The sequence below is a fragment of the Bosea sp. 29B genome, assembly GCF_902506165.1.
In the GTDB taxonomy this organism is placed as follows: domain Bacteria; phylum Pseudomonadota; class Alphaproteobacteria; order Rhizobiales; family Beijerinckiaceae; genus Allobosea.
Map to the genome: position 1 here is coordinate 1,964,520 of NZ_LR733817.1, position 25,430 is coordinate 1,989,949.

A 25,430-nucleotide genomic window follows, 5' to 3' on the forward strand; every position below is an offset into this window, starting at 1 on the left:
CGCGCTCGCGGCAAGGCGACCGGGGCGGAGAAAAGATCATGAACGGACTAACCGGGTTCCTGCTGGCCGGTGTCGCTCTCACCGGCAGCCCCGGCCCGGCGACGCTGAGCCTGACGGCGACCGGCGCCGCCTTCGGCATCCGCAGCGGCCTCGGCTATGGCGCCGGCATCACGCTCGGCATGCTCGCGGTGATGGCGCTGACGGCAAGCGGCGTCGTCGCCGTCATCCTGGCGTTGCCCGGCCTCGCGCCGATCGTCACGATTCTGGCGGCACTCTATTTCCTCTATCTCGCCTTCCGTATCGCGACGGCGCCGCCGCTCGCCGAGGCGAACAGCGATGCGGCCCCGCCCTCCTTCGCTGCCGGCTTTGCGCTCTCGCTGGTCAATCCCAAGGGCTATGCGGCGATGGCGGCCTTGTTCTCGGGCTTCGCGCTGCTGCCGCAGCAGCCGGCGCTCGATGCGACCCTCAAGATCGGCCTGCTCCTGCTCGTGATCGCCGCCGTCAACATCGCCTGGCTGCTGGCCGGCTCCGGCCTGACCAGCCTGTTCCGTGATCCCCGGAGCAACCGCATCGTCAATCTGATCTTCGCGGCACTGCTGCTCGCCTCGCTCGCCGCCGCGATCAGATGGTGATGCCGCTCCTTCCCTCGCCATAAGGCGCGGTTGAGTTCGCTGCCATTGCCGGCCCATAGTGCCTGTCCATCCGTGCGGACGATCGAGGGGCAGGCGAATCTTGATTTCCGAGGACGAGCTGCGCCGCATGGCCGCCTGGTCGAACGACCTGACGCCGGAGGAGTTCGAGGAGGCGCGTCGCGGCATCACGACCAAGACCTATGGCAAGGGCGCCTATGTCTGTCATGTCGGCGATCGGCTCGAATCCTGGACCGGCGTCGCCGACGGCCTGCTCAAGATGAGCACGACCTCGCGCAGCGGCAAATCGGCGACACTCGCCGGCCTGCGCGGCGGCGCCTGGTTCGGCGAGGGCACGATCATCAAGAACGAGGCGCGGCGCTACGATCTCGTCACTCTGCGCGAGAGCAAGGTCGCACTGATGCGACGCCAGACCTTCCTCTGGCTGTTCGAGCATTCGGCCGCCTTCAATCGCTTCCTGGTGCACCAGTTCAACGAGCGCCTCGCCCAGTTCATCGGGCTCGCGGAGTACGACCGCATGCTCGGGGCGACCGGGCGCCTCGCCCGCAACCTCGCCTGGCTGTTCAACCCGATCCTCTACCCGAACAAGGACCGGACGCTGACGATCTCGCAGGAGGAGCTCGGCCTGCTCGCCGGCATCTCCCGGCAGATGGCCAATCAGAGCCTCGCCAAGCTCGCCGAGCTCGGCTTCATCAAGATCGGCCACAACGAGGTGACGATCCTCGATCTGGAGCGGCTGGCGCGCTACGAGGGGTAGCAGCGGCGCTGTCCGAACCTAGCCGGCTCCATGGTCGCCGAATTGTCGCATAAATCGCCCAATGCTTCGGGTTCACGCCCAGCGGAGCCGGCATGGACTATTTCAGGCGCTTCACCTTCCTGTTCGCGACGCCGAACTTCGATGCCGAGGATCTCGAGGGCATCCGCTTCAACCAGATCATCGAGGAGATCGAGCGGTCGGGCTTCGAGGTGGTCAAGGCGCGCAAGCTCGAGGATGCCGAGATCGCGGTCCAGACCGATGCCGCCATCGGCTGCATGGTGGTCGACTGGGGCAAGAAGGGGCTGGAGGGCAAGACCGCCGCGCTGATCAACCTGATGCGCCGGCGCGGCCTCGATTTCCCGATCATCCTCCTGATCCGCCGCAAGCGCTTCGAGGACGTGCCGGTCGAGGTGCTCGACTTCATCGACGGCTACATCTTCCTCTCGGAGGAGACGCCGCCCTTCATCGCCAAGAGCCTGATCAGCCGCCTCAAGCAATATGCCGAGACGCTGAAGACGCCGTTCTTCGGCGCGCTCGTCGATTATGCCGAGGAAGGCAATCATCTCTGGACCTGCCCCGGGCACAACGGCGGCGTGTTCTACAGCCGCAGCCCGATCGGCCGTGTCTTCATGGAGCATCTCGGCGAGGCGGTCTTCCGCGACGACCTCGACAATTCCGTGCTCGATCTTGGCGACCTCCTGACCCATGAGGGTCCTGCCCTTAAGGCACAGAAGGAAGCGGCGCAGATCTTCGGGGCGGAGAAGACTTATTTCGTCCTCAACGGCACCTCGACCTCGAACAAGGTCGCGCTCGCAGCCCTGGTCACCGATGGCGACCTCGTCCTGTTCGACCGCAACAACCACAAGGCTGCCCATCACGGCGCGCTGCTGATCGCCGGCGGCATCCCGGTCTACATCCCGACCGCGCGCAATGCCTGGGGGCTGATCGGCCCGATGCGCTGGGAGAGCTTCGACGAGGAGGCGCTGCGCGAGCGCATCCGCATCAATCCACTGGTCAAGGATTCCGAGGCCTGGACAAAGCCGCGCCCGTTCCGCGTCGCCGTGGTCGAGCAGTGCACCTATGACGGCACGATCCACTCGGCCCAGATGATTCTCGATAAGATCGGCCATCTCTGCGAGTACATCCTCTTCGACGAAGCCTGGGCCGGCTTCATGAAGTTCCACCCGCTCTACGCCGGCCGCTTCGCCATGGGACTGACGGGCTTAGGGCCGGAGTCGCCCGGCATCATCGCGACGCAGTCGACCCACAAGCAGCTCGCGAGCTTCAGCCAGGCCTCGCAGATCCACATCAAGGACCGGCACATCAAGGGCCAGAAGCGTCGGGTCGAGCACCGGCGCTTCAACGAGAGCTTCATGCAGTACGCCTCGACCTCGCCGTTCTATCCACTGTTCGCCTCGCTCGATGTCGGCGCGCAGATGATGAAGGGCCGTTCCGGCGAGGTGCTCTGGGATGACACGATCCGGCTCGGCATCGAATTGCGCAAGAAGATCCGGGCCGTGCGCCGGGAATTCGAGGAGAAGGAGACGAGGCCGGAGCGGCGCTGGTTCTTCGAGCCCTTCGTGCCGGACCGGGTCAGCATCGCCGACGCTTCGCGCGAGGGCGCCGTCCACGACGTCGCCTGGGAAATGGTCGCGACCGACCAGCTCGCCAGCAACCCGGCTTACTGGCAGCTCGCGCCCGATGCCAGCTGGCATGGCTTCACGCAGATGGAGCCGGGCTTCGCCATTACCGACCCCAACAAGCTGACCCTGCTGACGCCTGGCTTCGATCGCGAGACCGGTGCCTATGCCGAGCATGGCATCCCGGCGCCTATCGTCGCCCAGTTCCTGCGCGAGAACCGGATCGTCGCCGAGAAGAACGACCTCAACTCGCTGCTTTTTCTGCTGACGCCGGGCGTCGAGGCCAGCAAGGCCGGCACGCTGATCAGCGGGCTCGTCGCCTTCAAGAAGCTGCACGACGACAACGCCCTGCTGGAAGACGCCATTCCTGAATTCTACCGCCGCCGGCCAGGCCGCTATGACGGCGTGCGCCTGCGGGACCTGTGCGGGCAGATGCATCGCTTCTTCCGCGACCAGGACGTCAGCGGGCTGCAGAACCGGCAGTTCTCGCTGGAGCATTTGCCGGAAATGGCGATGTCGCCGCACGATGCCGCGCGCTGCCTGACGCGCAACGATGTCGACTATCTGCCGATCGACGCCATCGCCGGGCGGATCGCGACGACGCCCTTCGTCGTCTACCCGCCGGGGATCGCGACCATCGTTCCCGGCGAGCGCCTGACCGAGCGGGCCCAGCCGATGATCGACTATCTCAAGATGTTTGAGGCCTGCTTCAATCTCTTCCCCGGCTTCGAGGTTGAGATCCAGGGCGTCTATCGCGAGGTCGATGCCGAAGGGCGGGTGCGGCTGCACACCTATGCCGTCAGCGAGCAGGCACTATAGCATCGGACCGAAAAGTGGAATCCGCTTTTCGGAAAAATCCGATGCGATAACAATATGATAGATCATCGTGATCGCGTCTGTTCGGACGCGCGATGATCTAGGCTGAGGATCGCGACGACGCATGGAGACCGAGCTACCGATCATTATCCGCCCCTCCCGCGACGACGATGTCGAGCCGATGCTGGCGATCTATCGCCGGCATATCCGCCATGGCATCGAGGCCGGCGTCGAGGACACAGGGACGCCGCAGCCCGACGACCTGAAGGACCGGCGCAAGAACCTGCGCAGCCGCAAGCTGCCGCATCTGGTCGCGACGCGCAGCGGCGAGGTCGTCGGCTATGCCTATGTCGTGCTGTTCCGAAAGCGGCCGGCCTATCGCTTCACGGTGAAGCACTCGATCTACGTCCATCACGAGCATCTCGGCCGCGGCATCGGGCGGCTCCTGATGCAGGCGCTGATCGACGCCTGCGCTGCCGCCGGTTTTCGCCAGATGATCGGCTATATCGATGCCGAGAACGGCGCTTCGCTCGCCTTGCACGAGCGTTTCAGCTTCGCCCGGGTGGGGCTGCTGCCGGGCGTCGCCTATCGCCACGGCAAATGGTCCGACAGCGTCATGGTGCAGAGATCGCTCGGGCCGGGCGCCAGCCAGCCGATCGGGTAGGCTCTACCCGGTTGTTCGACCCGATCGCCGATCCAACAGCACCGGACGCTGACGATCTCGCAGGAGGAGCCCGGCCTCCTCAAGGTCGGCCGCAACGAGGTGACGATCCTCGATCTGGAGCGCCTTGTGCGCGACGAGGGCTGGGGCAAAGTAGGTAAGGCAGAATACTTGCCCGAATACATTTCCGGCTGCCTATTGTGCCGCCGCGGGAGTTGGCCTTTATTCTTGGCTCCGCGAAGTCATTCATTCGCAATTTTCTCGATTTGCAGACCGAAACCCGGAAGCCGGCGGCTGAATGCCGCCGGGATTGCGCCTGAAAGGGGAGACGTCCGATGTTGCAGAAAATCAGCCTGATCGCCGCAGTGTCATTTGCTCTGGCGGGGTGCGCGACCACACCTGTGGTCACCAGCCAGACGGTCGTCGTCGCCGGTGTCGGGCCGGTGGAAGTCGAGCGGCTCGATGTCGAGGTCGCCGCCGTGCAGCCCGCCGATCACATCGTCGTGGTCCGGCAGGGTCGCCAGACCTGGCCCGTCGCGGTGCCGGAGACGCTCGGAGACCTGCAGAACCTCAGGGCGGGCGACAAGGTCGTGGTTCGGCGTGCCGAGGGCGCGGTCCTCAGCGCCAAGCGGGCCCGCAAGGGCGCCAAGCCCGGGATCGTCTACACGGAGATGGTGGCCGACTCCTCCTTCCAGAACCTGCCGGAAAAATTCGTGGTGCGGACGCTGACGGTGACGGCAAAGTTCGAGAGCTATGATCCGGCGACGAACATCGTCAGCTATGTCGGGCCGGCCGGACCACGGACCCGTATCGTCTCGGATCCCGAGATTCAGAACGACGCCCGCCGCCTGAAGCGGGGCGACATGGTCGAACTGACCTTCGCCGAGGCTTTCCACTTCCAGAAATCCTGAACGCGATCCGCTCCCGCATCTGGATGATTCCGTCGGACGCGATCCTCCTTCCGAAGGAATGGAGGATCGCGTCCGACGACGATGCTCCTGTCAGGCGTGAGACTGGACAATCCACGCTCCCGAAAGCCTGAGCGAGCAGGCATGCCGTCCGCTTGAAGTAGCTTTTATACAAAGCTATTTTGCTGAGCAAAATAATGGACCGGGAGTGAAGCGATGACCATGCCCGCCTCCTATGTGGCCGACCGCCTGTTCGGCGGCGAGCATCTGATCCTCGCCAGCAATGACCCCGACGAGGTCATCGACGGCTGCAGCAAGGCGCTGCGGCCACATCGGCTTCACCTGAACGGAAGGGGCGCGGCGCTCGCGACGCGCCTCCATCATGTTCCGATCGGCTCGTTCTCGATGAGCCGGCTCTGCTATGGCAGCGACGTCACTGTCATCCCGGAGATTCCGCAAGGCGGGCATTTCCTGGTGACGTTGCCGCTGCGAGGCAGCGCGCGCTTTCGCTACGGCGCCTCCACCGCGGAGCTCAAGCCGGGCCGGGGCTCGATCGTGGGGCCCTATCAGGAATGCCAGCTCGATATCGATGGCGCCTTCGACCAGATCCTGCTGCGCCTCGACCGCCGGCGGGTCGAACGTCTCTGTGCAGACCTTGCAGGCATGGAACAGGCGGCGCCGGTCAACTTCGACCTTTCCCTGCGCGACACGCCGGCCTTCTGGCACAAATTGCTGGAGGCAGCCGCGAGCCTGTCCCTGCTCGGCGACGGGCTGGCGCATCCCAAGCTGTTCATCCGCCTCGAGGAACTCATCATCGAGTCGCTGCTGGTCACGCAACAGAACAATTTCAGCGCGGCGATCTCGGCGGCTACCCAACCGGCACGCTCGGCGCAGTTGCGCCGGGCCATGGAGCATATGCGCGCGCATATCGGCGAGCCCATGCGCCTGAGCCAGGTCGCCCGGCATTGCGGCTTGAGCTTGCGCAGCCTGCAGGCCGGCTTCCAGCGGGAACTGGGCGTATCGCCGAGTCGCTGGTTGCGGGCGGAGCGGCTCGATCGCGTGCATGCCGTCCTGGCTTCGGCACCACCCGGCACAGTGTCCGTCACGGATGTCGCCCTGCAATGGGGCTTCGTCCACCTCGGCGACTTCGCGGCCCAGTTCAAGGACCGGTTCGGCCAGAAACCATCTGCCGTCCTCGCCAAACGAACCTCCTGATCTACTGCGCCGGCTCGCGAAATTTTCGCATCGGCGATAGCGCCCTGCGCGCTTCCGATAGTCCGGGCGCCACCCCTCTCCATGATGCGGCGGATGAACTCTGCCGTTGCCCTCGCGGCTCCAGAGCAGAGCCGCAACGGGAGGGGACATGGTTTTCCGGAGAGTATTTTCTGCCGCGCTGAGTGCGGGAGCAGCCGCGCTGGCATGGCCGGCGACCGCCTTCGAGGCCGGCTATATCGGGGCGGCGCAGAAGCCGGGCATCGTGCTCGGCCAATCCGCAGCCACGCCGCCGCCCGGCCTCTACATGTTCAACAACGTCCTGAACAATTCGGGCTCTCTCGTCGGCCCGGGAGCGCCGAGCACGGCGGCCGGCGGGCGGACCTCGGTCGAGATTCCCGGCGGCGCGCTGGGGCTCATGTGGGTTCCCGGCTGGACGCTGTTCGGGGCGACCTACGACGCGACGATCTTCCAGCCCGCCATGAGAATCGGCGTCGGCGCCCCGATCCATACGAATCCGGGCGGACTGCACAACACTTTCATCGCCCCGGTCGGCCTGAGCTGGAAGCTGGGCGATAGCGGCTTCCACGTCAAAGCGGGCCTCGGCGTCTGGCTGCCGACCGGCACGCGGGGCGGAGCGAACGGCCTCGGCAATATCGGCGCGCCCTGGTGGACGTTCCAGCCCAATCTCGTGCTGTCCTATGTCAAGGACGGCTGGAACTTCACCGCCAACATCTCGCAGGAGATCAATACGGCGAATTCGATCACCGACTATACCAGCGGCGACGTCCTGCATGCCGAGTTCACGGCCACGAAAACGCTAGGCAACTGGACGCTGGGGCCGGTGGCCTACTATGTCGGCCAGGTCAGCAAGGACCGCTCCAGCCCGTTCTATGGCGGCGCGATCAACCTCAATCGCTACGATATCTGGGCCGCCGGCGCGATGGTCGGCTACAATTTCGGCCCGGCAACGCTGAGCGTCTGGGCGACCAAGGAACTCTCGGCCCGGACCTCCGGCGGAACGCCGCGGTACGGCGTCGACAGCGCGACGGTCGCCAAGGGCACCACCGTATTCGCCACCTTGAACTACCGGCTCTGGGGCCCCTGACACCCCGTGAGCGAGCGATCGCGCCTGCGCCCTGCTCCGGCAGACATTCGATCAGGCCCACCAAATCCACACGAACGGAAAGGACCGCTTCATGCTCTACGCAGTCGAACAATGGGGAGATCACGGCGACCGGATCATCATGGTCCATGGCAGCCTCGGGGTCGGCGCCGCCGCCTTCCTCGAACAGAAGGAACTGAGCGACAGCTTCGCCCTGTCGATCATGACCCGCCGCGGCTATGGCGACACTGCGCCGATCACCGAGTCCGACATCCATAAGGACGCCGGCGATGTCGTCAGCCTGCTTGGCGGCGGCGCACATCTCGTCGGGACGTCGATGGGCGGCGTCATCGCCATGAATGCCGCTGGCATGCGCCCCGACCTCGTGCGGTCGCTTACCGTGATCGAGCCGCCCGCCTTCGCGCTCGCGAGCGATCTGCCGGCCGTGCGGCGGGTCTCGCAGGCGATGCAGACGCATTGGGCCAGCGCCGACCCTGCCGATCGACATGGCTTCGTCACCGGCTTCCTCGCCGCTGTGGAGATGGACATGCCGCTGCCCAACCCATTGCCGCCGCCGCTCGCCGCCGCCGCCGTCAATCTCGTCACCGCGCACCCCTGGCGCGTCGACGTACCGATCGGCGCGGTCGCGTATGCACCATTTCCCAAGCTCGTCGTCACCGGCGGCTGGAGCGAAGCCTTCGACGGCATCTGCCAGCGCCTCGCCGATCTGCTGAAGGTCGAATGCCACTGTTTCCCGGGCGCCGGGCATGCCGTCCAGAAAATCGGCGCGCCTTTCAACACGCTGCTGCGGCGACACCTCGCCTCCGCCTGACACCATCCAAAAGCAGGGAGATCATCACGATGACGCTGACGACCGCAGACAAGATCGAAATCCAGGAATTGTCGTCGCAAATCTATATTTGCCTCGACGGCAAGGACGCTCCGGGCTTCGCCTCCTTCTTCGCGGATGACGGTGCGTTCGTCGCCCCCTATGGCGACTTTGTCGGCCCGGAAGCGGTCAAGGATTTCATTGCCAAGCATATCGCCGCCGGCAAGGAAGACAGCGTCCGCCATTTCCTGACCAATCACCTCGTCGAGGCGCATGACGAGGGCGCGCGCCATCGATTCTACATCCACAAGGTCAATGTCGCAGTGGGGCCGGTGGCGATCGCAACGGCCGGAGGCGACTGCCTGGTCAAGCGAACCAAGGACGGCTGGCGCTTCAAGCAGTTCAAGCTCAGCATCGATCCTGCGATGTTCGGCGATGCCAAGCCGGTCGTAGGCCCGCTTCCGAAGGACTGAGCTTTCGACGCAGCACGCCGGCGTCCCCTGAAAAATGTGGCCTGCCTGCCCCTATCGGCAGGCAAGCCGTTCCGCTTTGAAAGCGACCTACGATCCCCCACCCGGCGAGAAGAAACACAGCAGCTCCCCCGCATCGTTCATGCAGAGATGGAAGAAGCCGTCGGGCGAGAGGCGGGCCTTCTGATAGGGGATTTCGAGCACAACTGTTTGGCGGCGCTCGGTCGCCCACATCGGATGCCGCCCCGGCCTGATCGTCACCACGAAGCCGGCCGGGGTCTCCCGCACCTCGCTGACATCGATCTGCGCGCAATCCGCCTCCGAGCAGCATTCAAACGGGTAGTCCCAGCCGCCGAACGCTCGATGCGCATGCGTCTGCGTCGCTCCCACAGCGAGCAGCATCGCGATCGTGATCGAGGCAAGCGCACGCATCGGCCGGTCCTCGCAACGAGCCAGCGACCTGCGTGCGCAGCCGAAAACACTGCGCCAACCCAGTGAAAACCGGGCGCCTGCAAGCCTTGCGATGTCGGGAAATGCCGCCCGGCAGATCGCGGGGCTGAAGACCAAGTCGAACCTCGGCGGGATAATAGCGCCCCAAATGCGTCTTGTCTGTCAAGTGACTTCTTGCACAGCGCCGAGCCACCTGCAAAGCTTGCATGATCGCAAAAGGGCCCAAGGCCCCGGCAAACCCGCGACAGACGGGGCGACAGGGTGGAGACGACGATCGTGGCAAGCGCAGCCGCCGGCCAGGCGGATACCTTTCCCAAGCTCGTGCTGCGCAATGCGCGGGAGCGCGGCGCACGCGTCGCGTTCCGGCACAAGGACCTCGGCATCTGGCAGTCCTGGAACTGGGCCGAGGTCGCCGAGCAGGTCCGCGCCTATGCGAAAGGCTTCGAGCAACTCGGCCTGAAGCGCGGAGAGAAGGTCGCCATCATCGGCTACAATCGCCCGCGCCTCTATTGGTCGATGGCCGCGGCGCAATGGCTCGGCGCGATCCCGGTGCCGGTTTATGCCGACAGCGTCGCCGACGAGATGGCCTATGTGCTCGACCATGCCGGGGCGGTCTTCGCCTGCGTGCAGGACCAGGAGCAGGTCGACAAGGTTCTCTCCGTCGTCGAGCGTCTGCCGGCCCTGCGTCACATGCTCTATGACGAGCCGCGCGGCCTGCGCGACTACGACCACGCCAAGCTGCACGACATCGGCAACGTGATCGAGGCCGGGCGCGCCGCCCTCAAGGACGCCGCCGTCTCAGCCGCGCATGACTGCGAGATGGAGCAGGGCGCGAGCGACGATCTTGCCATCATCCTCTACACCTCCGGCACGACGGGGCGGCCCAAGGGCGTGATGCTGACGCATTACAACGTCATCACTGCCGCCGAGATCGGCTGCGGCTTCGACGGCCTCAACGAGAACGACGAGATCATCGCCTATCTGCCGATCGCCTGGGTCGGCGACCATGTCTTTTCCTATGCGCAGGCGATCATCGCCGGCTTCTGCGTCAACTGTCCGGAAGGCCCCGAGACCGTCGTCGACGACCGCCGCGAGATCGGCACCACCTATGCCTTCGCGCCGCCGCGCGTCTTCGAGACCATGCTGACGCTGACCATGGTGCGCATGGAGGATGCCGGCCCGCTGATGCGGAAGGTCTTCAACTACTTCCTCGGTGTGGCCAAGCAGCACGGCGAGAAGATCCTGAACGGCGAATCCGTGCCGCTCTCCGCCCGGCTGCTCTACAAGCTCGGCGACATCCTGATCTACGCCCCCTTACGCAACCGCTTCGGCCTGACCAACATCAAGGTCGGCTACACCGCCGGCGAGGCCATCGGCCCCGAACTCTTCCGCTTCTACCGCTCGATCGGCGTCAACCTGAAGCAGCTCTACGGACAGACCGAGGCCGGCGTCTACATCACCATGCAGCCGGACGGCGAGATCAAGGCCGACACCGTCGGCAAGCCGGCGCCGCAGGTCGAGATCAGGATCGCCGACAATGGCGAGGTGCTCTACCGCTCGCCCTCGATCTTCCGCGGCTACTACAAGGACGAGGAGAAGACCGCCGAGACGATGACCGAGGACGGCTATGTCCGCTCCGGTGATGCCGGCTTCTTCGACGAGAGCGGCCACCTCAAGATCATCGACCGCGCCAAGGATGTCGGCAAGCTCAACTCCGGCGAGCTGTTCCCGCCGAAATACATCGAGAACAAGCTGAAATTCTATCCGAACATCAAGGAGGTCGTCGCCTTCGGCCAGGGCCGCGACTACGCCACCGTCGCGCTCAACATCGACCTGACCGCCGTCGGCAACTGGGCCGAGCGCAACAATGTCGTCTACGCCTCCTATCAGGAGCTCGCCGGCCATCCGCAGGTCTACGAGATGATGGCCAAGCATGTCGACGAGGTGAACCGCTCGCTTGCGGCCGAGCCGATGATGGGCGGCGCCCAGATCAAGCGCTTCCTGATCCTGCACAAGGAACTCGACGCCGACGACGGCGAGCTCACCCGCACGCAGAAGGTCCGGCGCGGCTTCATCGCCGAGCGCTACGCCCCGCTGGTCGAGGCTTTGTACAATGGCTCGACCCAAGCCGACATCTCGACGGAAGTGACCTTCGAGGACGGCCGCAAGGGCGTGATCTCGGCGACGGTCAAGGTCGCCGACGCGAAGATCTATCCGGTCACGGCACCAGCAGCGACCTCTGCGACGAAGGAGGCGGCATGAACGCGCATTCCACTGACGTCGCCGGCGAGCCGATCACCCGCAAGGGTGAGGTGCTGCTCTCGGTCGAGAACGTCTCGCTGCGCTTTGGCGGCGTGAAGGCAATCACCGATGTCTCCTTCGACATCCGCAAGGGCGAGATCCGCGCCATCATCGGCCCGAACGGCGCCGGCAAGACCTCGATGCTCAACTGCATCAACGGCTTCTACCATCCGCAGGAAGGCCGCATCACCTATAAGGGCGTGCGCCGCGCCAAGGTCAGGCCACACCAGGCGGCGGCGGCCGGCATCGCCCGCACCTTCCAGAACGTCGCCTTGTTCAAGGGAATGTCGACGCTCGACAACATCATGACTGGGCGCACCCTCAAGATGCGCAAGGGCTTCTTCTGGCAGGCGCTGCGCCACGGGCCGGCGATGAACGAGGAGATCGAGCACCGCAAGGTGGTCGAGGACATCATCGACTTCCTGCAGATCCAGCACATCCGCAAGCTGCCGGTCGGCAAGCTGCCCTATGGCCTGCAGAAGCGCGTCGAGCTCGGCCGGGCGCTCGCCATGGAGCCCGAGCTCCTGCTGCTCGACGAACCGATGGCCGGCATGAACCTCGAGGAGAAGGAGGACATGTGCCGCTTCATCCTCGACGTGAACAACCAGTTCGGCACCACCATCGCCCTGATCGAGCACGACATGGGCGTCGTCATGGACCTCTCCGACCGTGTCGTCGTGCTCGAATACGGCCGCAAGATCGCCGACGGCACGCCGAGCGAGGTCAAGGCCGACCAGCGCGTGATCGACGCCTATCTCGGAGTGGCGCACTGATGGCCGCCGCAAGCAAGGACAAGAGCGCAAAGGACATGAGCGCATGAGCGACATCGCCGCGCAGGCCGCGCCCAATCTCCTCGGCAATAGCTGGGTCAAGGCCGGCCTGATTGCGGTCGGCCTCGTCGCCGCAGCACTCATCGGCGCCCGCATCGATCCGACCGGCACGATCCACGCCATCTTCGTCGACCCGTTCAACCAGATGGTCCAGGCGCCGGACCTGCTCGCCCAGACGATCTGGGAGGGCCTGGTCTCCGGCGTGCTCTACGCGCTGATCGCGCTCGGCTTCGTGCTGATCTTCAAGGCGTCCGGCGTCTTCAACTTCGCCCAGGGCATCATGGTGGTGTTCGCGGCGCTGACCCTGGTCGGCCTCTATGAAAAGGGCGTGCCGGCCTTCCTCGCGGTCATCCTGACGCTCGGCGTGATGTTCGCCCTCGCCGTGACGATCGAGCGCGTAGTGCTACGCCCGCTGGTCAACCAGCCCGACATCATCCTGTTCATGGCGACCTTCGGGATCACCTATTTCCTGATCGGCTTTGGCGAGGCCATCTTCGGCGGCAATCCCAAGCAGATGATCGCCGATCAGCTCTATCTGCCCAAGGGCGCGATCGACCTGAAGATCCTCGGCGGCATCGTCTCGTTGCAGAAGATCGACATCGCCGCCGCCATCATCGCCTCGCTGATGATCGCTGTGCTGGCGCTGTTCTTCCAGTACACCCGGATCGGCCGTGCGCTGCGCGCCGTCGCCGACAGCCACAAGGCGGCGCTCTCGGTCGGCATCTCGCTCAATCAGATCTGGGTGATCGTCTGGTTCACCGCCGGCATCGTCGCGCTGATCACCGGCATCATGTGGGGCGCGCGCTCCGACGTCTCCTTCGCGCTCGAGATCGTGGCGCTGAAGGCGCTGCCCGTGCTGATCCTCGGCGGCTTCACCTCGATCCCCGGCGCGATCGTCGGCGGGCTGATCATCGGCATCGGTGAGAAGCTCGGCGAGTTCTACTGGGGCCCGCTGATCGGCGGCGGCATCGAGAGCTGGCTCGCCTATTTCATCGCGCTGGGCTTCCTGCTGTTCCGGCCGCAGGGCCTGTTCGGCGACAAGATCATCGAACGTATCTGAGAGGCTGACCCGTGTTCTACCGCGAAGCCGGCCAATACAAGTCCACTTACGCCGCCGACATGGCCGTGTTCCCGCTCCGGCAGGACCGGATCGGCATCGCCGTCATCCTGGCCATCGCCTTCATCGGCATTCCGTTGCTCGGCAACGACTTCTTCATCGCCTCGGTGATGATCCCGTTCCTGGTCTTGTCCCTGGCGGCGATCGGGCTCAACATCCTCACCGGCTATACTGGGCTGATCTCGCTCGGCACCGCTGCCTTCATGGGGGTCGGCGCCTATTCCTGCTACAAGTTGACCACGTTCTTCCCGGGCGTGAACATCATTGTCCTGATCCTCTTGTCAGGGCTGTTCTCGGCCGCGATCGGCGTGCTCTTCGGCTTGCCCTCGCTGCGGATCAAGGGCTTCTATCTCGCCGTCGCCACGCTCGCCGCGCAATTCTTCCTGCAATGGGCCTTCGTGCGCGTGCCCTGGCTGTTCAACTACAACGCCTCCGGCGCGATCGAGGTGCCGCAACGCACGCTGTTCGGCCTGCCGATCACCGGCGCGGCAGCGACACCCGAGACCCGCTATTTCGTCTGTCTCGGCCTCGTCGTCGTGCTGACCTGGTTCGCTTCGAACATCGTCCACGGCAAGCTCGGCCGCTCCTGGATGGCGGTGCGCGACATGGACATCGCCGCCGAGCTGATGGGCATCAAGCTGCTCAACGCCAAGCTCACCGCCTTCGCCGTCTCCTCCTATTTCGCAGGGGTCGCCGGGGCGATGATGATCTTCCTCTGGTATGGCGGCGGCGAGGCCAACGACGTCTTCACCATCCGCCTCTCCTTCACCATCCTGTTCATGGTGATCATCGGCGGTCTCGGCTCGCTGATCGGCTCCTTCTTCGGCGCCGCCTTCCTGTCGGCCCTGCCGACGGCGCTGAAGTTCGGCCTGCCGGCACTGGGCGTGCCGATCGGCGGCGCGGCGGCCGAGCACGTCACCTTCATGCTGGTCGGCGCACTGATCATCATCTTCCTGATCGTCGAGCCGCACGGCCTCGCCCGACTCTGGCAGATCGGAAAGCAGAAATTGCGGACGTGGCCCTTCCCCTACTGACCAGCGCGCTTTCCGTTCGGCTGGACCCAGCCGAACGACAAGAATTCGCGCAAGATCAAATGGGGAGAGAGACCCAAGGACAACGACCCGCCGCGGTCTTCAAGCGGCGGGCAAGCGAAGACGGGGCGGCTTGGCCGGACCCGGCAACCACGGAGGAAGCCTATGACAAAGAGCAGCATCATCAGGAGCGTCGCTCTCGGCGCGCTTCTCGCCGCCGGCGCGATCGCCGCCCCGGCCAATGCGCAGGAGACGATCTACTTCTCCAACAACGCCTATCGCACCGGCCCGTTCTCGGGCTCGGGCATCCCGATCGGCGACGGCATGCGCGACTACATCAACATGATCAACGAGCGCGACGGCGGCGTGAACGGCGTCAAGGTCATCTATGAGGAGTGCGAGACCGGCTACGACACCAAGAAGTCGATCGAGTGCTACGAGCAGGTCAAGTCGAAGACCATCGTCTACAGCCCGTGGTCGACCGGCGCGACGCTGGCCGCGATTCCGCGCGCCCATGTCGACAAGCTGCCGATCCTGTCGATGGCCTATGGCCTCTCGGCCTCGGCTGACGGCACCAACTTCCCCTGGGTCTTCATCCCGCCGCTGACCTATTGGGACGGCGCCTCGGTGATGGTGAAGCACATGGCCGCCGAGCTCGGCGGCATGGACAAGCTCAAAGGCAAGAAGCTCGGCCTGATCCATCTCGACGCGCCCTTCGGCAAGGAGCCGATCCCGGTGCTCGAGAACCTCGCCAAGAAATACGGCTTCGAGCTCAAGCTCTATCCGGTCGCCGCGGCCGACATGCAGAACCAGGGCTCGCTCTGGCTCTCGATCCGCCGCGATCGGCCGGACTTCCTCTACAACCAGGGCTGGGGTGCGATGAACCCGACCGCGGTCAAGGAAGCCATCAAGAACAACTTCCCGATCAACAAGCTGGTCGGCGTCTGGTGGGCCGGCGGTGACGACGACGCCCGCGCCGGCGGCGCCGAGGCCAAGGGCTATCGCTCGCTGAACTTCAACGCGGCCGGCCAGAACTTCCCGGTGATCCAGGACATCCTCAAGCATGTCGTGGACAAGGGGAAGAGCACGACTCCGAAGGAGAAGGTCGGCGAGAACCTCTACAATCGCGGCGTCTACAACTCGATGCTCGTGGTCGAGGCGATCCGCACCGCCCAGAAGCTGACCGGCAAGAAGGTGATCAACCCCGAGGACATGCGCCGCGGGCTCGAGAACCTGAACATCGACGAGGCCCGGCTCAAGGAGATCGGCATGGCCGGCTTCGCCTCGCCGGTGAAGGTCAGCTGCACCGACCATTCCGGCCACCACAAGGCCTATGTCGCCGAATGGGATGGCACCAAGTGGACCCAGAAGGGCGACTGGATCGAGCCGATGAAGGACGAGGTCCGGCCGCTGATCGAGGCCAACGCCAAGGACTATGTCGAGAAGGCCGGCAATTGGCCCAAGCGCACCGAACCTTGCGAGAAGTCGTCCTGATCTGACGAGCGCCAATCCTTCTCCCCTCCGGGGGAGAAGGTGTCTGCGAAGCAGACGGATGAGGGAAGTCCAGCACCCGCCCTCATCCGTCCGTCCCTCATCCGACCCGGCTGACGCCGGGCCACCTTCTCCCCCGAGGGGAGAAGGAAGGAGCGCGCAAGATGTCGACCGCCACTCTCGAGAAGCCCACCACCGCCGCGGCGACGGACACCATCCTGTCGCTGAACAATATCGAGGTGATCTACGATCACGTCATCCTGGTGCTGAAGGGCGTCTCGCTGACCGTGCCGCGCAAGGGCATCGTCGCGATCCTCGGCGCCAACGGCGCTGGCAAGACCACGACGCTGAAGGCGATCTCGAACCTGCTCAAGGCCGAGCGCGGCGAGGTCACCAAGGGCTCGATCGTCTTCGACGGCGAGCGCGTCGACAAGATGTCGCCGAACGAACTGGTGCGCCGCGGCTGCATCCAGGTGATGGAAGGCCGGCACTGCTTCGGCCATCTCTCGATCGAGGAAAATCTCCTGACCGGCGCCTTCACCCGCCGCGACGGCAATGCCGCGATCAGGCGCGACCTCGAGAAGATCTACGAGCTCTTCCCCAGGTTGAAGCAGCGCCGCAACTCGCAGGCCGGCTACACCTCCGGCGGCGAGCAGCAGATGTGCGCTGTCGGCCGCGCCATGATGAGCAAGCCCAAGATGATTCTGCTCGACGAGCCGTCCATGGGACTGGCGCCGCAGATCGTCGAGGAAATCTTCGAGATCGTTCGCCAGCTCAACGACAAGGAGGACGTCTCCTTCCTCGTCGCCGAGCAGAACACCAACATGGCGCTGCGCTACGCCACCTATGGCTACATCATGGAGACCGGCCGCGTCGTCATGGACGGCGAGGCGAAGATGCTGCGAGAGAACGAGGACGTGAAGGAATTCTATCTGGGCGTCGCCGAGGGCAACAAGAAATCCTTCCGCGAGGTCAAGAGCTACAAGCGCCGCAAGCGCTGGCTGTCATAGTCCGGCCCGTTTCGGCAGGGCATGTCCAGCCCATGCTCTACCTCATCGTCGCCCTTATCATTCTCGCGTTGATCCTCGGTCCGCAATTCTGGGTCCGCCACGTCATGGACAGGCACGCCGCCGACAGGCCCGATCTGCCCGGAACCGGGGGTGAGCTCGCGCGCCATCTGCTCGATCGCTACGGGCTGGACAAGGTGGCTGTCGAGACGACCGCCGATGGCGGCGACCACTACGATCCCGATGCCCGCATTGTGCGGCTCTCGCCCAGGAATCATGACGGCCGCTCGATCACAGCGGTCGCCGTCGCCGCACATGAGGTCGCGCACGCCATCCAGCATGCCCAGGGCAGCCAGCTCTTTGCGCTGCGCACCCGCCTCGCCCGCCTGCTGGGGACGGTCGACAAGATCGCGATGGTGGTGCTGGTCGCGGTGCCGATCGTGATGATCTTCACACGGGTGCCGGCGATCGGCCTGTTCCAGTTCGGCGCCGTCATCGCTTTGCTCGGCCTCGGCGTCGTCGTGCACCTGCTGACGCTGCCGGTCGAATTCGACGCCAGTTTCGGCAAGGCACTGCCGATCCTCGACTACGACAAGTACCTCCACCCCGACGACATGCCCGCGGCGCGTGGCGTGCTGCGGGCCGCGGCGATGACCTATGTCGCGGCATCGCTGATGGGACTGCTCGACTTCCTGCGCATCCTGCGCGTCATCCGATAGGCGACCTCAAGGGCAAGAGCGATGAGCGAGCACTACGACGATCTCGAGACCCGGCCGCCCGAGCGGCGCGAGGCCGACCTGTTCGCAAAACTGCCGGCCGTGCTCGCCGCTGCGCTGGCGACACCGGGCTATGCCGCGCATCTGAAGGGCGTCGATCCGATCGGCGTCACCGACCGCGCCGCGCTCGCCAAACTGCCGGTGCTGCGCAAGGCCGACCTGCCGGCGCTGCACAAGGACAGCCCGCCCTTCGGCGGCTTCGTCGGTGCGCCGCTCGGCTCCTTCGGCCGGCTCTTCACCTCGCCCGGCCCAATCTTCGAGCCTGAGGGCGCCGGCATCGATCCCTGGGGCACGGCACGCGGCCTTTACGCCGCCGGTTTCCGCAAGGGAGACGTCGTGCTCAACACCTTCGGCTATCATCTGACACCGGGCGGCTTCGTCATGGATTCGGCCGCGCGCGCCATCAGCTGCGCGGTCATCCCGGCCGGCCCGGGCAATGTCGAGCAGCAGATGGAGGTGATCGGCGCCTACCGACCGAGCGCCTATCTCGGCACGCCGGACTTCCTGAAGCTGCTGATCGAGGCCGCCGACAGCCGCGGCGTCGACACCTCCTGCCTGAAGCGGGCGATCGTCTCGGGGGCAGCCTTCCCGCCATCGCTGCAGGCCTGGGTCCGCGACCGCGGCGTCGACGCCTACCAGCTCTACGCTACCGCCGATATCGGGCTGATCGCCTATGAGACCGGCGCCCGCGACGGCATGGTGCTGAACGAGAACCTGATCGTCGAGATCGTTCGCCCCGGCACCGGCGACCCCGTCACGGAGGGCGAGGTCGGCGAGATCATCGTCACCAATCTCGACCCGCACCACCCGCAGATCCGCCTCGCCGTCGGCGACCTCACCGCGGTCCTGCCGGGTGCCAGCGCCAGCGGCCGCACCAACCAGCGGATCAAGGGCTGGCTCGGCCGCGCCGACCAGACGGCCAAGGTCAAGGGCATGTTCGTGCGGCCCGAGCAGGTCGCCGAGATCGCCCGCCGGCATGCCGAGATCGCCAAGCTTCGCCTCGTCATCGGCCGGGCCAACGAGCTCGACACGATGACGCTCAAGGCCGAGATCTATGCAGAGCCGAAAGGCTTCATCGACGCGGTCTCCTCGACCCTGCAGCAGGTGACCAAGCTGAAGGGCTCCGTCGAGGTGCTGCCGCTCGGCGCGCTCCCGAACGACGGCAAGGTCATCGCCGACGAGCGGCCGGTGGGATAACCCTCACCACGCGATCGGCTCCTCCCCTTTCGCCTTCAGCCAGTCATTCGCCTGGCTGAACGGCTTCGAGCCGAAGAATCCGCGCCGCGCCGACAACGGCGAGGGATGGGCGCTGGCGATGACGAGATGCCTGCTCTCGTCGATCAGGGTGCGCTTGGCCTGCGCCGGCGCGCCCCAGAGCATGAACACGGCATGCGGCCGCCGTTGCGAGACGGCCGCAAGGATTTCGTCCGTCACCGCACGCCAGCCGAGCTTGAGATGCGAGCCGGCCTGCGTCGCGCCCTCGCGCACCGTCAGCGCGGTGTTCAGCAGCAACACGCCTTGCTTCGCCCAGAGCGAGAGGTCACCGCCAGCGGGGGCGGCATGTTGCAGATCTTCGGCCCGTTCCTTGTAGATGTTGACCAGCGAGCGCGGCAACGGCGGCGGGCCGACATAGGAGAAGGCGAGCCCGTTGGCATGACCGGGCGTCGGGTAAGGGTCCTGGCCGAGAATGACGACCCGCACCTGATCGAGCGGCGTCAGCGTGAGCGCCGCCAGGAAGCGCTCCGGCACGGGTGCCACGACCTGGCCGGTAGCGCGCTCGGCATCGACGGCGGCGCAGGCACGCGCCACCATCCCGTCGCGGAAGACGGAAAGGTCGCGCCAGGAGGCTGAAGCCGGCGAGGCCAGAAACGCATCAAGCGCCGCGCGATAGGTCATCGTCGATGTCATCGTGATCGGGTCATCCATCGTCATCCGGGCGAACCGCGGAGCGGCGCAACCCGGGACTCCAGATCATCGCAGGCCATGATGACCCGGTCGAGCTGCGGCAGGATCAACGGCAGAGCGGGCTGACGCTGTTGCTGATCACCCGAACGAGGCTGAGCGCGGCCATCTCCGACGATTTCGGATTGTCGGCGAGCGGCCTGTTCTCGATGGTGACGCTGAGGCGGCCGAAGGCGCCGCGCGCGCTCAGGCGATGGCAGTTCGCAGTGATCCCGGGATCGGCGATCAGCTCGACACGGGTCCGGTCCAGCCCGATGCCGGCGAGCGCCGAGATCACCGCGACATTGGCATTCTGGGGAAAGCGCCGAGCTGCCTCGCGGGCCGAGCCGGTGAAGAAGCTGGCCGGCGCGGTCAACGCATCGAGCGCGAGGAGCGCCTCGGCCGGCGTGCCCCGCCAGGCTGCCGGCGGCTTGACGATGGCATGGACGACCTCGTCGAGCGGCAGCGCCGAGGCGGCCGCAAGTGCATCTATGCCGGCGAGTGCGCCTGATGTGACGACGAGCTGGCTGCCGGCAGCTTCGGCGGCCGAGATGAGGCGCTCGAGCAGCGCCGCGTCGGCGAGAGCGCCGGCCGAGGTCACCGCGAATGCCCCTGCCTGCCGCAAGGCGCTCTCACCCCAGAGCGCGACGGCCGGCTGCCCCGCCGCTTCCGCCACGATGTCGAGATCGAGCCCGGCAAGCTGGCCAGGGTCGGTCACAAGGCTCGTGCCGGGCGGAACATCCTGCGCGCGCTCAGGCGAGCGCACGCCGATGGCGACGAGCGAGACGGCCTCAGCGACCGCCGATCGCGACAGCAGCCGGACGACATGCCGGTTGATCGCGCCCCAGCCGACCAGCGCGATCCGGAGCGGCTTGCGCCGGCGGTTCATCATCGCCCTGCCGTCTGCAAGGTGAGGTCGAGCAACGGGCCGCCATTCAATCCCTCGAGCATGCTGAAGTGATGCCCGGCGCAGAGCAGCGGCTCCGGCGCCTGCCAGGCCGCAGCCAGCGTCGCCGATTGCCGCTTGAACGCCTCGCTCTCGCCCTCGCCGACCGCAAAAGCAAGACGGGTGCCGGCAGGGCGCGGTCGCCCGAGCGGGCTGAGGCGCACCGCGCGCTCGGTATCGTCGAGGCCGAGCAGGCGCCCGATCGGCAAATGGCCGAGCGGTTTCAGATCATAGAGGCCGGAGAGCAGCAGGGCTGAGGCGACCGGCGGAGCAGCGGGGTCGCACAATGCCATCGCGGCAAGATGGGCGCCGGCGGAATGGCCGCTGATGTGCAGCTGTGTCGGATCGAAGCCGAGCGCATCGGCTTCGCGGACGAGGAAATTCAGAGCCGCGACAGTCTGGGCGATGCTCGCTTCCAACGGCGTCTCCGGAGCCAGCCCGTAATTCGGCTGGGCAATCGCGAAACCGGCATCGAGCAGCCCCTGCGAGAACTGCGCGTGCTGGACTTTGTCAGAAGCCTGCCAGTAGCCGCCATGGATGAAGACGAAGATCGGCGCGCGCTTCACACCGGCCGGGCGATAGAGATCGAGCGTCTCGAAGCGGCCGGGGCCATAAGCGAGGTCGAGCCCGCCATGGCCGGCGCGGAAGGCGGCGCCGTCTCTGCTCCATTGCCGAAACAGCGCGGTCATGTCGGCCTGCAGGCGTGGGCTGTACTGCCGGCCGAGCTCGCGCAGCGGATAGCCCTCGACCTCGATGTCGGGCAGCGGCTGCGGCGAGGCGTGGCGGGCGCGGATCGTCAGGCCGGCTTCGTTTCCGGGCCGCAGCCGGATCGGCGGGCGGAAGCCGGCAAAAACCTCGCGATAGGCCAGTTCGACCATATGGCGCGAGAGATGGAAGGCGGCGGGGTCGGCGCTCTCCCAGTCCATCCCGGTCAGGTGATGCGGGCCGCAACCAGCCGCGACCAGACCGGCGAGGATCTCGCTCAGCGTATCGCGCAAGGCCTCGACAGGGTCGGCCGCAGCGCTGCGCGCGACGATCTGCGTTTCAGACGCCGACATAGCGATGCACCAGTTCCGCATTGGCCGCGAGGTCGCTGCTAGAGCCGGACCAGACCGTGCGCCCCTTCTCGATGATGTAGTGGCGGTCGGCGAGGCGCTTCAGCACGGCGATGTTCTTGTCGATCAGCAGGATCGACTGCCCCTGCGCCTTCAGCGCCTCCAGACAACGCCAGATCTCGGCGCGGATCACCGGCGCCAGCCCTTCCGTCGCCTCGTCGAGGATCAGGAGCTTGGGATTGGTCATCAGCGCCCGGCCGACCGCCAGCATCTGCTGCTCGCCGCCTGAGAGCGTGCGGGCCGACTGGCCAGCGCGCTCCTGAAGGCGTGGGAACAGGGCGTAAACCCGCTCCAGCGTCCAGGGCGACGAGCGCCCGAGCCGGTTCGCGGCAGTGGCGACGAGGTTCTCGCGCACGGTGAGCGTTGGGAAGACCTGCCGCCCCTCCGGCACGAGGCCGATGCCGCAGCGGGCGATCGCCTCCGGCGTATTGCCCTTGAGTGGACGGCCGTCGAAGCTGATCTCGCCGCCCTTGGGCGACAGCAGCCCCATCAGCGAGCGCACCGTCGTGGTCTTGCCCATGCCGTTGCGGCCGAGCAGCGTGACGACCTCGCCCTCGCCGATATCGAGGCCGACATCGAACAGCACCTGGCTTGCGCCATAGGCCGATTGCAAGTTGCGCACGCTCAGCATCAGGCGTCCCCCTCACCGAGATAGGCGGTGCGCACATCGGCGTTGTCGCGGATCTCCTGCGCCGTCCCGGTCGCGATGATGCGGCCATAGACCAGCACCGAGATCCGGTCGGCGAGCGCGAAGACGGCGTCCATGTCGTGCTCGACCAAGAGCATGGTGACGCGACCCTTCAGCCCTGAGAGCATCGTGACCATCTGCTCGCTCTCGGCATGGCCGAGGCCCGCCATCGGCTCGTCGAGCAGGAGCAGGCGCGGCTCGCAGGCGAGCGCGATGGCGAATTCGAGCTGCTTCTGCTCGCCATGAGAGAGATCGGCGACCTTGACCTCGGCGCGGTGCGCGAGGCCGGCAGCGGTCAGATGTTCGCGGGCGCGCTGGCGCAGGCTTTTGTCGCGGCGGGCATCGGCCAGAAAACGGAAGCTGTGGCCCTGCCGCGCCTGAACGGCGAGCGCGACATTGTCGAGCATACTGAAATCGGGCAGCAGCTGGTTGATCTGGAAGGTGCGGGCAAGGCCGCGCCGGACGCGCTGCGGCGTGGCGAGGGTATCGATCGGTTCACCCTCCAACCTGATCTCTCCGGCATCATGGCTGAGCTCGCCGAAGAGCTGGGTCAGCAGCGTGGTCTTGCCGGCACCATTGGGGCCGATCAAAGCGTGGATCTCGCCCTCGACGACGTCGAGGTCGACGCTGTCGGTGGCGATCAGGCCGCCGAAGCGCTTGCGCAGGCCGCGGACGGAAAGGAGCGGCTGGCTCATCGCTCGCTCCTGCCGAGGCCGAGCCGGCTGAACAGTCCGTTGAGCCCGCCCTGCGTGAACAGGACGACAAGCAGCAGGATCGGCCCGAGGACGAGCTGCCAATGCTCGGTCCAGGAGGTCAGCACCGTCTCGAGGATGACGAGGGCGGCGGCGCCGAAGAGCGGGCCGAGCAAGGTGCCGACGCCGCCGAGGATGACCATGATCATCAGCTCGCCCGACTTGGTCCAGTGCAGCATGTCGGGGCTGACGAAGCGCAGATAATTCGCCATCAGCGCGCCGGCGAGGCCGGTGCCCATGCCGGAGATGACGAAAGCGGCGAGCTTGTAGCGATAAGGCGCGATGCCGATCGCCGCCATGCGCCGCTCGTTCTGGCGGATGCCGGCCAGCACCATGCCGAAGCGCGAGCCGACGATGCGCCAGAGCGCCAGGAACACCAGCGCCGCGACCGCGAGGCAGATGAAATAGAAGGTGATGTCGTCGCGAGTGTTGAGGCCGAAGAGCTCGTTGCGGCGGCGGATCGTCATGCCGTCATCGCCGCCATAGGCCTTGAGCGAGACGAACAGGAAGAACAGCATCTGCGCGAAGGCGAGCGTGATCATGATGAACTGCACGCCGCTGGTGCGCAGGCAGAGCGCGCCGATCAGCAAGGCGAGGAGGCCTCCGACCAGGATCGCGGCCGGCAGCGTGATCAGGAGCTGGCTCGTGCCCGGGATCAGGCCGAGGAAGAGGCTATCGTCGACGAAATTGCGATAGAGGATGCCGACGACATAGCCGCCGACCCCGAAGAAGGCGGCGTGCCCGAACGAGACCATGCCGCCGAAACCGAGCGCGAGGTTGAGGCTGGCTGCGGCGATCGCATAGATCAGCACGCGGGTCGCCAGCGGCACCAAAGCCGGCTGGCCGAGCGCCTGGACGATGAAGGGCAGCGCGACGAGCCCGAGAGCCAGTGCAAGCAGCACCAGTGCGCGGCCGGTGCTCGGCGTGTTAGGGCCGGCGTGTGTGATGGCGTCCTCAGACATTGGCGGGGAAGAGTCCCTTGGGCCGCACCAGCAGCACCACGGCCATCAGCATGTAGATGCCCATCGAGGCCAGGCCAGCGCCGAGCGCATCGGCTTCCGAGCCGGTCATGACCTGCCGCAGCAGGCCGGGCAGGAAGGCGCGCAGGGAGGTGTCGACGAGGCCGACGATCAGCGCACCGAAGAAGGCGCCGCGGATCGAGCCGACACCGCCAATGACGACCACGACAAAGGTCATGATCAGGATCTGCTCGCCCATGCCGACCTGCACGGCCAGGATCGGCCCGGCCATCAGTCCGGCGAGACCGGCGAGCAGGGCGCCGAGCCCGAAGACGGCGGTGTAGAGCAGGCGGATGTCGACGCCGAGTGCCCGGACCATCTCGCGATGGGTCGCGCCGGCGCGGACCAGCATGCCGATGCGGGTGCGGTTGATCAGAAGATAGAGCCCGAGCGCAACGGCAAGGCCGACGGCGATGATGATCAGGCGATAGATCGGATAGGTCAGCCCCGGCAGCAATTCGATGGAGCCGTTGAGCGCCGGTGGCACCGAGACGAAGAGCGGCTGGCGCCCGAACAGGATGGTGACGCTCTGGTTGAAGATCAGGATCAGCGCGAAGGTCGCCAGCACCTGGTCGAGATGGTCGCGGGCATAAAGCCGGCGCAGCACGAAGAGCTCCATCGCCATGCCGACCAGGGCTGCTGCCGCCAGGCCGGCCACTATGGCGAGCAGGACCGAGCCAGTCTGCGCCGCAGCGAAGGCGGCGGCATAGGCGCCGACCATGTAGAGCGAGCCATGGGCGAGGTTGATCACGCCCATGATGCCGAAGATCAGCGTCAGTCCGGCGGCGAGCAGGAACAGCATCACGCCGAACTGCAGGCCGTTGAGCAATTGTTCGAGAACGAGCGTCATCGCTGGTCACGTCCGGCTGGCGACGGGATGGGCTGGAAGCGGCCCATCCCGTCGATGCGGGAGCTTGT

The 25,430-nt window shown here is 66.0% G+C and carries 25 protein-coding genes; 17 read left to right on the plus strand and 8 right to left on the minus strand.

From position 1 onward, the window contains the following. The first annotated feature begins 38 nt into the window (after positions 1–38). The 9 genes from GV161_RS09580 to GV161_RS09620 all read left to right on the plus strand — a co-directional run bounded on the left by GV161_RS09580 (position 39) and on the right by GV161_RS09620 (position 9,051). Positions 39–632: a LysE family transporter gene (locus GV161_RS09580; protein ID WP_152013498.1), complete on the plus strand. Its 594-nt coding sequence runs from the start codon at positions 39–41 to the stop codon at positions 630–632. A 100-nt stretch (positions 633–732) separates the two neighbouring features. Continuing rightward, on the plus strand, positions 733–1,407 hold the full coding sequence (locus GV161_RS09585) for a Crp/Fnr family transcriptional regulator (protein WP_152013499.1): 675 nt from the start codon (positions 733–735) through the stop codon (positions 1,405–1,407). A 92-nt stretch (positions 1,408–1,499) separates the two neighbouring features. Beyond that, positions 1,500–3,866 carry an Orn/Lys/Arg decarboxylase N-terminal domain-containing protein gene (locus GV161_RS09590; RefSeq protein WP_152013500.1) on the plus strand — a complete coding sequence of 789 codons (2,367 nt, stop codon included), beginning with the start codon at positions 1,500–1,502 and terminating at the stop codon, positions 3,864–3,866. A 121-nt stretch (positions 3,867–3,987) separates the two neighbouring features. After that, positions 3,988–4,527, plus strand: a complete 540-nt coding sequence (locus tag GV161_RS09595; RefSeq protein WP_152013501.1) for a GNAT family N-acetyltransferase — start codon at positions 3,988–3,990, stop codon at positions 4,525–4,527. A 332-nt stretch (positions 4,528–4,859) separates the two neighbouring features. Then, positions 4,860–5,435: a hypothetical protein gene (locus GV161_RS09600; RefSeq protein WP_152013502.1), complete on the plus strand. Its 576-nt coding sequence runs from the start codon at positions 4,860–4,862 to the stop codon at positions 5,433–5,435. Between the two features lie 213 nt (positions 5,436–5,648). Further along, complete coding sequence (locus GV161_RS09605; RefSeq protein WP_152013503.1) at positions 5,649–6,647, plus strand: AraC family transcriptional regulator; 999 nt, start codon at positions 5,649–5,651, stop codon at positions 6,645–6,647. 148 nt (positions 6,648–6,795) lie between these two features. Beyond that, positions 6,796–7,752, plus strand: a complete 957-nt coding sequence (locus tag GV161_RS09610) for a transporter (protein ID WP_152013504.1) — start codon at positions 6,796–6,798, stop codon at positions 7,750–7,752. A 91-nt stretch (positions 7,753–7,843) separates the two neighbouring features. Further along, positions 7,844–8,581: an alpha/beta hydrolase gene (locus GV161_RS09615; RefSeq protein ID WP_152013505.1), complete on the plus strand. Its 738-nt coding sequence runs from the start codon at positions 7,844–7,846 to the stop codon at positions 8,579–8,581. 29 nt (positions 8,582–8,610) lie between these two features. Next, positions 8,611–9,051 carry a nuclear transport factor 2 family protein gene (locus GV161_RS09620; RefSeq protein ID WP_159650203.1) on the plus strand — a complete coding sequence of 147 codons (441 nt, stop codon included), beginning with the start codon at positions 8,611–8,613 and terminating at the stop codon, positions 9,049–9,051. Positions 9,052–9,138: 87 nt separating this feature from the next. On the opposite strand, the gene GV161_RS09625 is transcribed toward GV161_RS09620, so the two are convergent. Then, positions 9,139–9,615 (minus strand): hypothetical protein, encoded by a 477-nt coding sequence (locus tag GV161_RS09625; protein ID WP_152013507.1) that lies wholly within the window; start codon positions 9,613–9,615, stop codon positions 9,139–9,141. Between the two features lie 159 nt (positions 9,616–9,774). On the opposite strand from GV161_RS09625, the gene GV161_RS09630 reads away from it, so the two are divergent. The 8 genes from GV161_RS09630 (at position 9,775) to GV161_RS09665 (ending at position 19,248) form a co-directional block, all read left to right on the plus strand. Then, complete coding sequence (locus tag GV161_RS09630) at positions 9,775–11,760, plus strand: AMP-binding protein (RefSeq protein WP_152013508.1); 1,986 nt, start codon at positions 9,775–9,777, stop codon at positions 11,758–11,760. Beyond that, positions 11,757–12,572 carry an ABC transporter ATP-binding protein gene (locus GV161_RS09635; protein WP_152013509.1) on the plus strand — a complete coding sequence of 272 codons (816 nt, stop codon included), beginning with the start codon at positions 11,757–11,759 and terminating at the stop codon, positions 12,570–12,572. Before GV161_RS09630 ends, GV161_RS09635 begins: the two co-directional genes overlap by 4 nt. Positions 12,573–12,774: 202 nt before the next feature. After that, positions 12,775–13,689, plus strand: coding sequence for a branched-chain amino acid ABC transporter permease (locus GV161_RS09640; RefSeq protein WP_152013608.1), 915 nt, complete (start codon positions 12,775–12,777; stop codon positions 13,687–13,689). An 11-nt stretch (positions 13,690–13,700) separates the two neighbouring features. Next, complete coding sequence (locus GV161_RS09645) at positions 13,701–14,780, plus strand: branched-chain amino acid ABC transporter permease (protein WP_152013510.1); 1,080 nt, start codon at positions 13,701–13,703, stop codon at positions 14,778–14,780. A 162-nt stretch (positions 14,781–14,942) separates the two neighbouring features. After that, the gene (locus tag GV161_RS09650; protein WP_152013511.1) at positions 14,943–16,271 is read left to right on the plus strand and encodes an ABC transporter substrate-binding protein; all 1,329 of its coding nucleotides are present in this window, start codon (positions 14,943–14,945) and stop codon (positions 16,269–16,271) included. Positions 16,272–16,432: 161 nt separating this feature from the next. After that, complete coding sequence (locus GV161_RS09655) at positions 16,433–17,278, plus strand: ABC transporter ATP-binding protein (protein WP_152013512.1); 846 nt, start codon at positions 16,433–16,435, stop codon at positions 17,276–17,278. A 32-nt stretch (positions 17,279–17,310) separates the two neighbouring features. Further along, positions 17,311–17,994 (plus strand): zinc metallopeptidase, encoded by a 684-nt coding sequence (locus tag GV161_RS09660; protein WP_152013513.1) that lies wholly within the window; start codon positions 17,311–17,313, stop codon positions 17,992–17,994. A 21-nt stretch (positions 17,995–18,015) separates the two neighbouring features. After that, entirely contained in the window at positions 18,016–19,248 is a 1,233-nt protein-coding gene (locus GV161_RS09665) for an AMP-binding protein (RefSeq protein WP_152013514.1), read from the plus strand. 3 nt (positions 19,249–19,251) lie between these two features. Here the strand turns inward: GV161_RS09665 and ung are convergent, their stop codons facing one another. From ung to GV161_RS09700, 7 genes are all read right to left on the minus strand, one after another. Next, positions 19,252–19,959: a uracil-DNA glycosylase gene (ung, locus tag GV161_RS09670; RefSeq protein ID WP_152013515.1), complete on the minus strand. Its 708-nt coding sequence runs from the start codon at positions 19,957–19,959 to the stop codon at positions 19,252–19,254. A 103-nt stretch (positions 19,960–20,062) separates the two neighbouring features. After that, a complete protein-coding gene (locus GV161_RS09675) occupies positions 20,063–20,881 on the minus strand; it encodes an aspartate dehydrogenase (RefSeq protein ID WP_152013516.1) in 819 nt (272 codons plus the stop codon). After that, complete coding sequence (locus tag GV161_RS09680) at positions 20,881–21,996, minus strand: alpha/beta hydrolase (RefSeq protein ID WP_159650204.1); 1,116 nt, start codon at positions 21,994–21,996, stop codon at positions 20,881–20,883. Before GV161_RS09680 ends, GV161_RS09675 begins: the two co-directional genes overlap by 1 nt. Further along, the gene (locus tag GV161_RS09685) at positions 21,983–22,684 is read right to left on the minus strand and encodes an ABC transporter ATP-binding protein (protein WP_152013518.1); all 702 of its coding nucleotides are present in this window, start codon (positions 22,682–22,684) and stop codon (positions 21,983–21,985) included. The genes GV161_RS09680 and GV161_RS09685 overlap by 14 nt, the downstream gene beginning before the upstream one ends. After that, a complete protein-coding gene (locus GV161_RS09690; RefSeq protein ID WP_152013519.1) occupies positions 22,684–23,436 on the minus strand; it encodes an ABC transporter ATP-binding protein in 753 nt (250 codons plus the stop codon). Before GV161_RS09690 ends, GV161_RS09685 begins: the two co-directional genes overlap by 1 nt. Then, entirely contained in the window at positions 23,433–24,455 is a 1,023-nt protein-coding gene (locus GV161_RS09695) for a branched-chain amino acid ABC transporter permease (protein WP_152013520.1), read from the minus strand. The genes GV161_RS09690 and GV161_RS09695 overlap by 4 nt, the downstream gene beginning before the upstream one ends. Next, positions 24,448–25,362: a branched-chain amino acid ABC transporter permease gene (locus GV161_RS09700; RefSeq protein ID WP_152013521.1), complete on the minus strand. Its 915-nt coding sequence runs from the start codon at positions 25,360–25,362 to the stop codon at positions 24,448–24,450. Before GV161_RS09700 ends, GV161_RS09695 begins: the two co-directional genes overlap by 8 nt. Positions 25,363–25,430 lie beyond the last annotated feature (68 nt).

What these genes read in the sequence shown, in the direction of transcription:
- GV161_RS09610 (WP_152013504.1), top strand. Translation starts at nt 6,796, where the DNA reads ATGGTTTTCCGGAGAGTATTTTCTGCCGCGCTGAGTGCGGGAGCAGCC.
- GV161_RS09605 (WP_152013503.1), top strand. Translation starts at nt 5,649, where the DNA reads ATGACCATGCCCGCCTCCTATGTGGCCGACCGCCTGTTCGGCGGCGAG.
- GV161_RS09590 (WP_152013500.1), top strand. Translation starts at nt 1,500, where the DNA reads ATGGACTATTTCAGGCGCTTCACCTTCCTGTTCGCGACGCCGAACTTC.
- GV161_RS09600 (WP_152013502.1), top strand. Translation starts at nt 4,860, where the DNA reads ATGTTGCAGAAAATCAGCCTGATCGCCGCAGTGTCATTTGCTCTGGCG.
- GV161_RS09580 (WP_152013498.1), top strand. Translation starts at nt 39, where the DNA reads ATGAACGGACTAACCGGGTTCCTGCTGGCCGGTGTCGCTCTCACCGGC.
- GV161_RS09595 (WP_152013501.1), top strand. Translation starts at nt 3,988, where the DNA reads ATGGAGACCGAGCTACCGATCATTATCCGCCCCTCCCGCGACGACGAT.
- GV161_RS09695 (WP_152013520.1), bottom strand. Translation starts at nt 24,455, where the DNA reads ATGTCTGAGGACGCCATCACACACGCCGGCCCTAACACGCCGAGCACC.
- ung (WP_152013515.1), bottom strand. Translation starts at nt 19,959, where the DNA reads ATGACATCGACGATGACCTATCGCGCGGCGCTTGATGCGTTTCTGGCC.
- GV161_RS09685 (WP_152013518.1), bottom strand. Translation starts at nt 22,684, where the DNA reads ATGCTGAGCGTGCGCAACTTGCAATCGGCCTATGGCGCAAGCCAGGTG.
- GV161_RS09680 (WP_159650204.1), bottom strand. Translation starts at nt 21,996, where the DNA reads ATGTCGGCGTCTGAAACGCAGATCGTCGCGCGCAGCGCTGCGGCCGAC.
- GV161_RS09655 (WP_152013512.1), top strand. Translation starts at nt 16,433, where the DNA reads ATGTCGACCGCCACTCTCGAGAAGCCCACCACCGCCGCGGCGACGGAC.
- GV161_RS09615 (WP_152013505.1), top strand. Translation starts at nt 7,844, where the DNA reads ATGCTCTACGCAGTCGAACAATGGGGAGATCACGGCGACCGGATCATC.
- GV161_RS09635 (WP_152013509.1), top strand. Translation starts at nt 11,757, where the DNA reads ATGAACGCGCATTCCACTGACGTCGCCGGCGAGCCGATCACCCGCAAG.
- GV161_RS09620 (WP_159650203.1), top strand. Translation starts at nt 8,611, where the DNA reads ATGACGCTGACGACCGCAGACAAGATCGAAATCCAGGAATTGTCGTCG.
- GV161_RS09650 (WP_152013511.1), top strand. Translation starts at nt 14,943, where the DNA reads ATGACAAAGAGCAGCATCATCAGGAGCGTCGCTCTCGGCGCGCTTCTC.
- GV161_RS09690 (WP_152013519.1), bottom strand. Translation starts at nt 23,436, where the DNA reads ATGAGCCAGCCGCTCCTTTCCGTCCGCGGCCTGCGCAAGCGCTTCGGC.
- GV161_RS09660 (WP_152013513.1), top strand. Translation starts at nt 17,311, where the DNA reads ATGCTCTACCTCATCGTCGCCCTTATCATTCTCGCGTTGATCCTCGGT.
- GV161_RS09675 (WP_152013516.1), bottom strand. Translation starts at nt 20,881, where the DNA reads ATGAACCGCCGGCGCAAGCCGCTCCGGATCGCGCTGGTCGGCTGGGGC.
- GV161_RS09665 (WP_152013514.1), top strand. Translation starts at nt 18,016, where the DNA reads ATGAGCGAGCACTACGACGATCTCGAGACCCGGCCGCCCGAGCGGCGC.
- GV161_RS09640 (WP_152013608.1), top strand. Translation starts at nt 12,775, where the DNA reads ATGGTCCAGGCGCCGGACCTGCTCGCCCAGACGATCTGGGAGGGCCTG.
- GV161_RS09700 (WP_152013521.1), bottom strand. Translation starts at nt 25,362, where the DNA reads ATGACGCTCGTTCTCGAACAATTGCTCAACGGCCTGCAGTTCGGCGTG.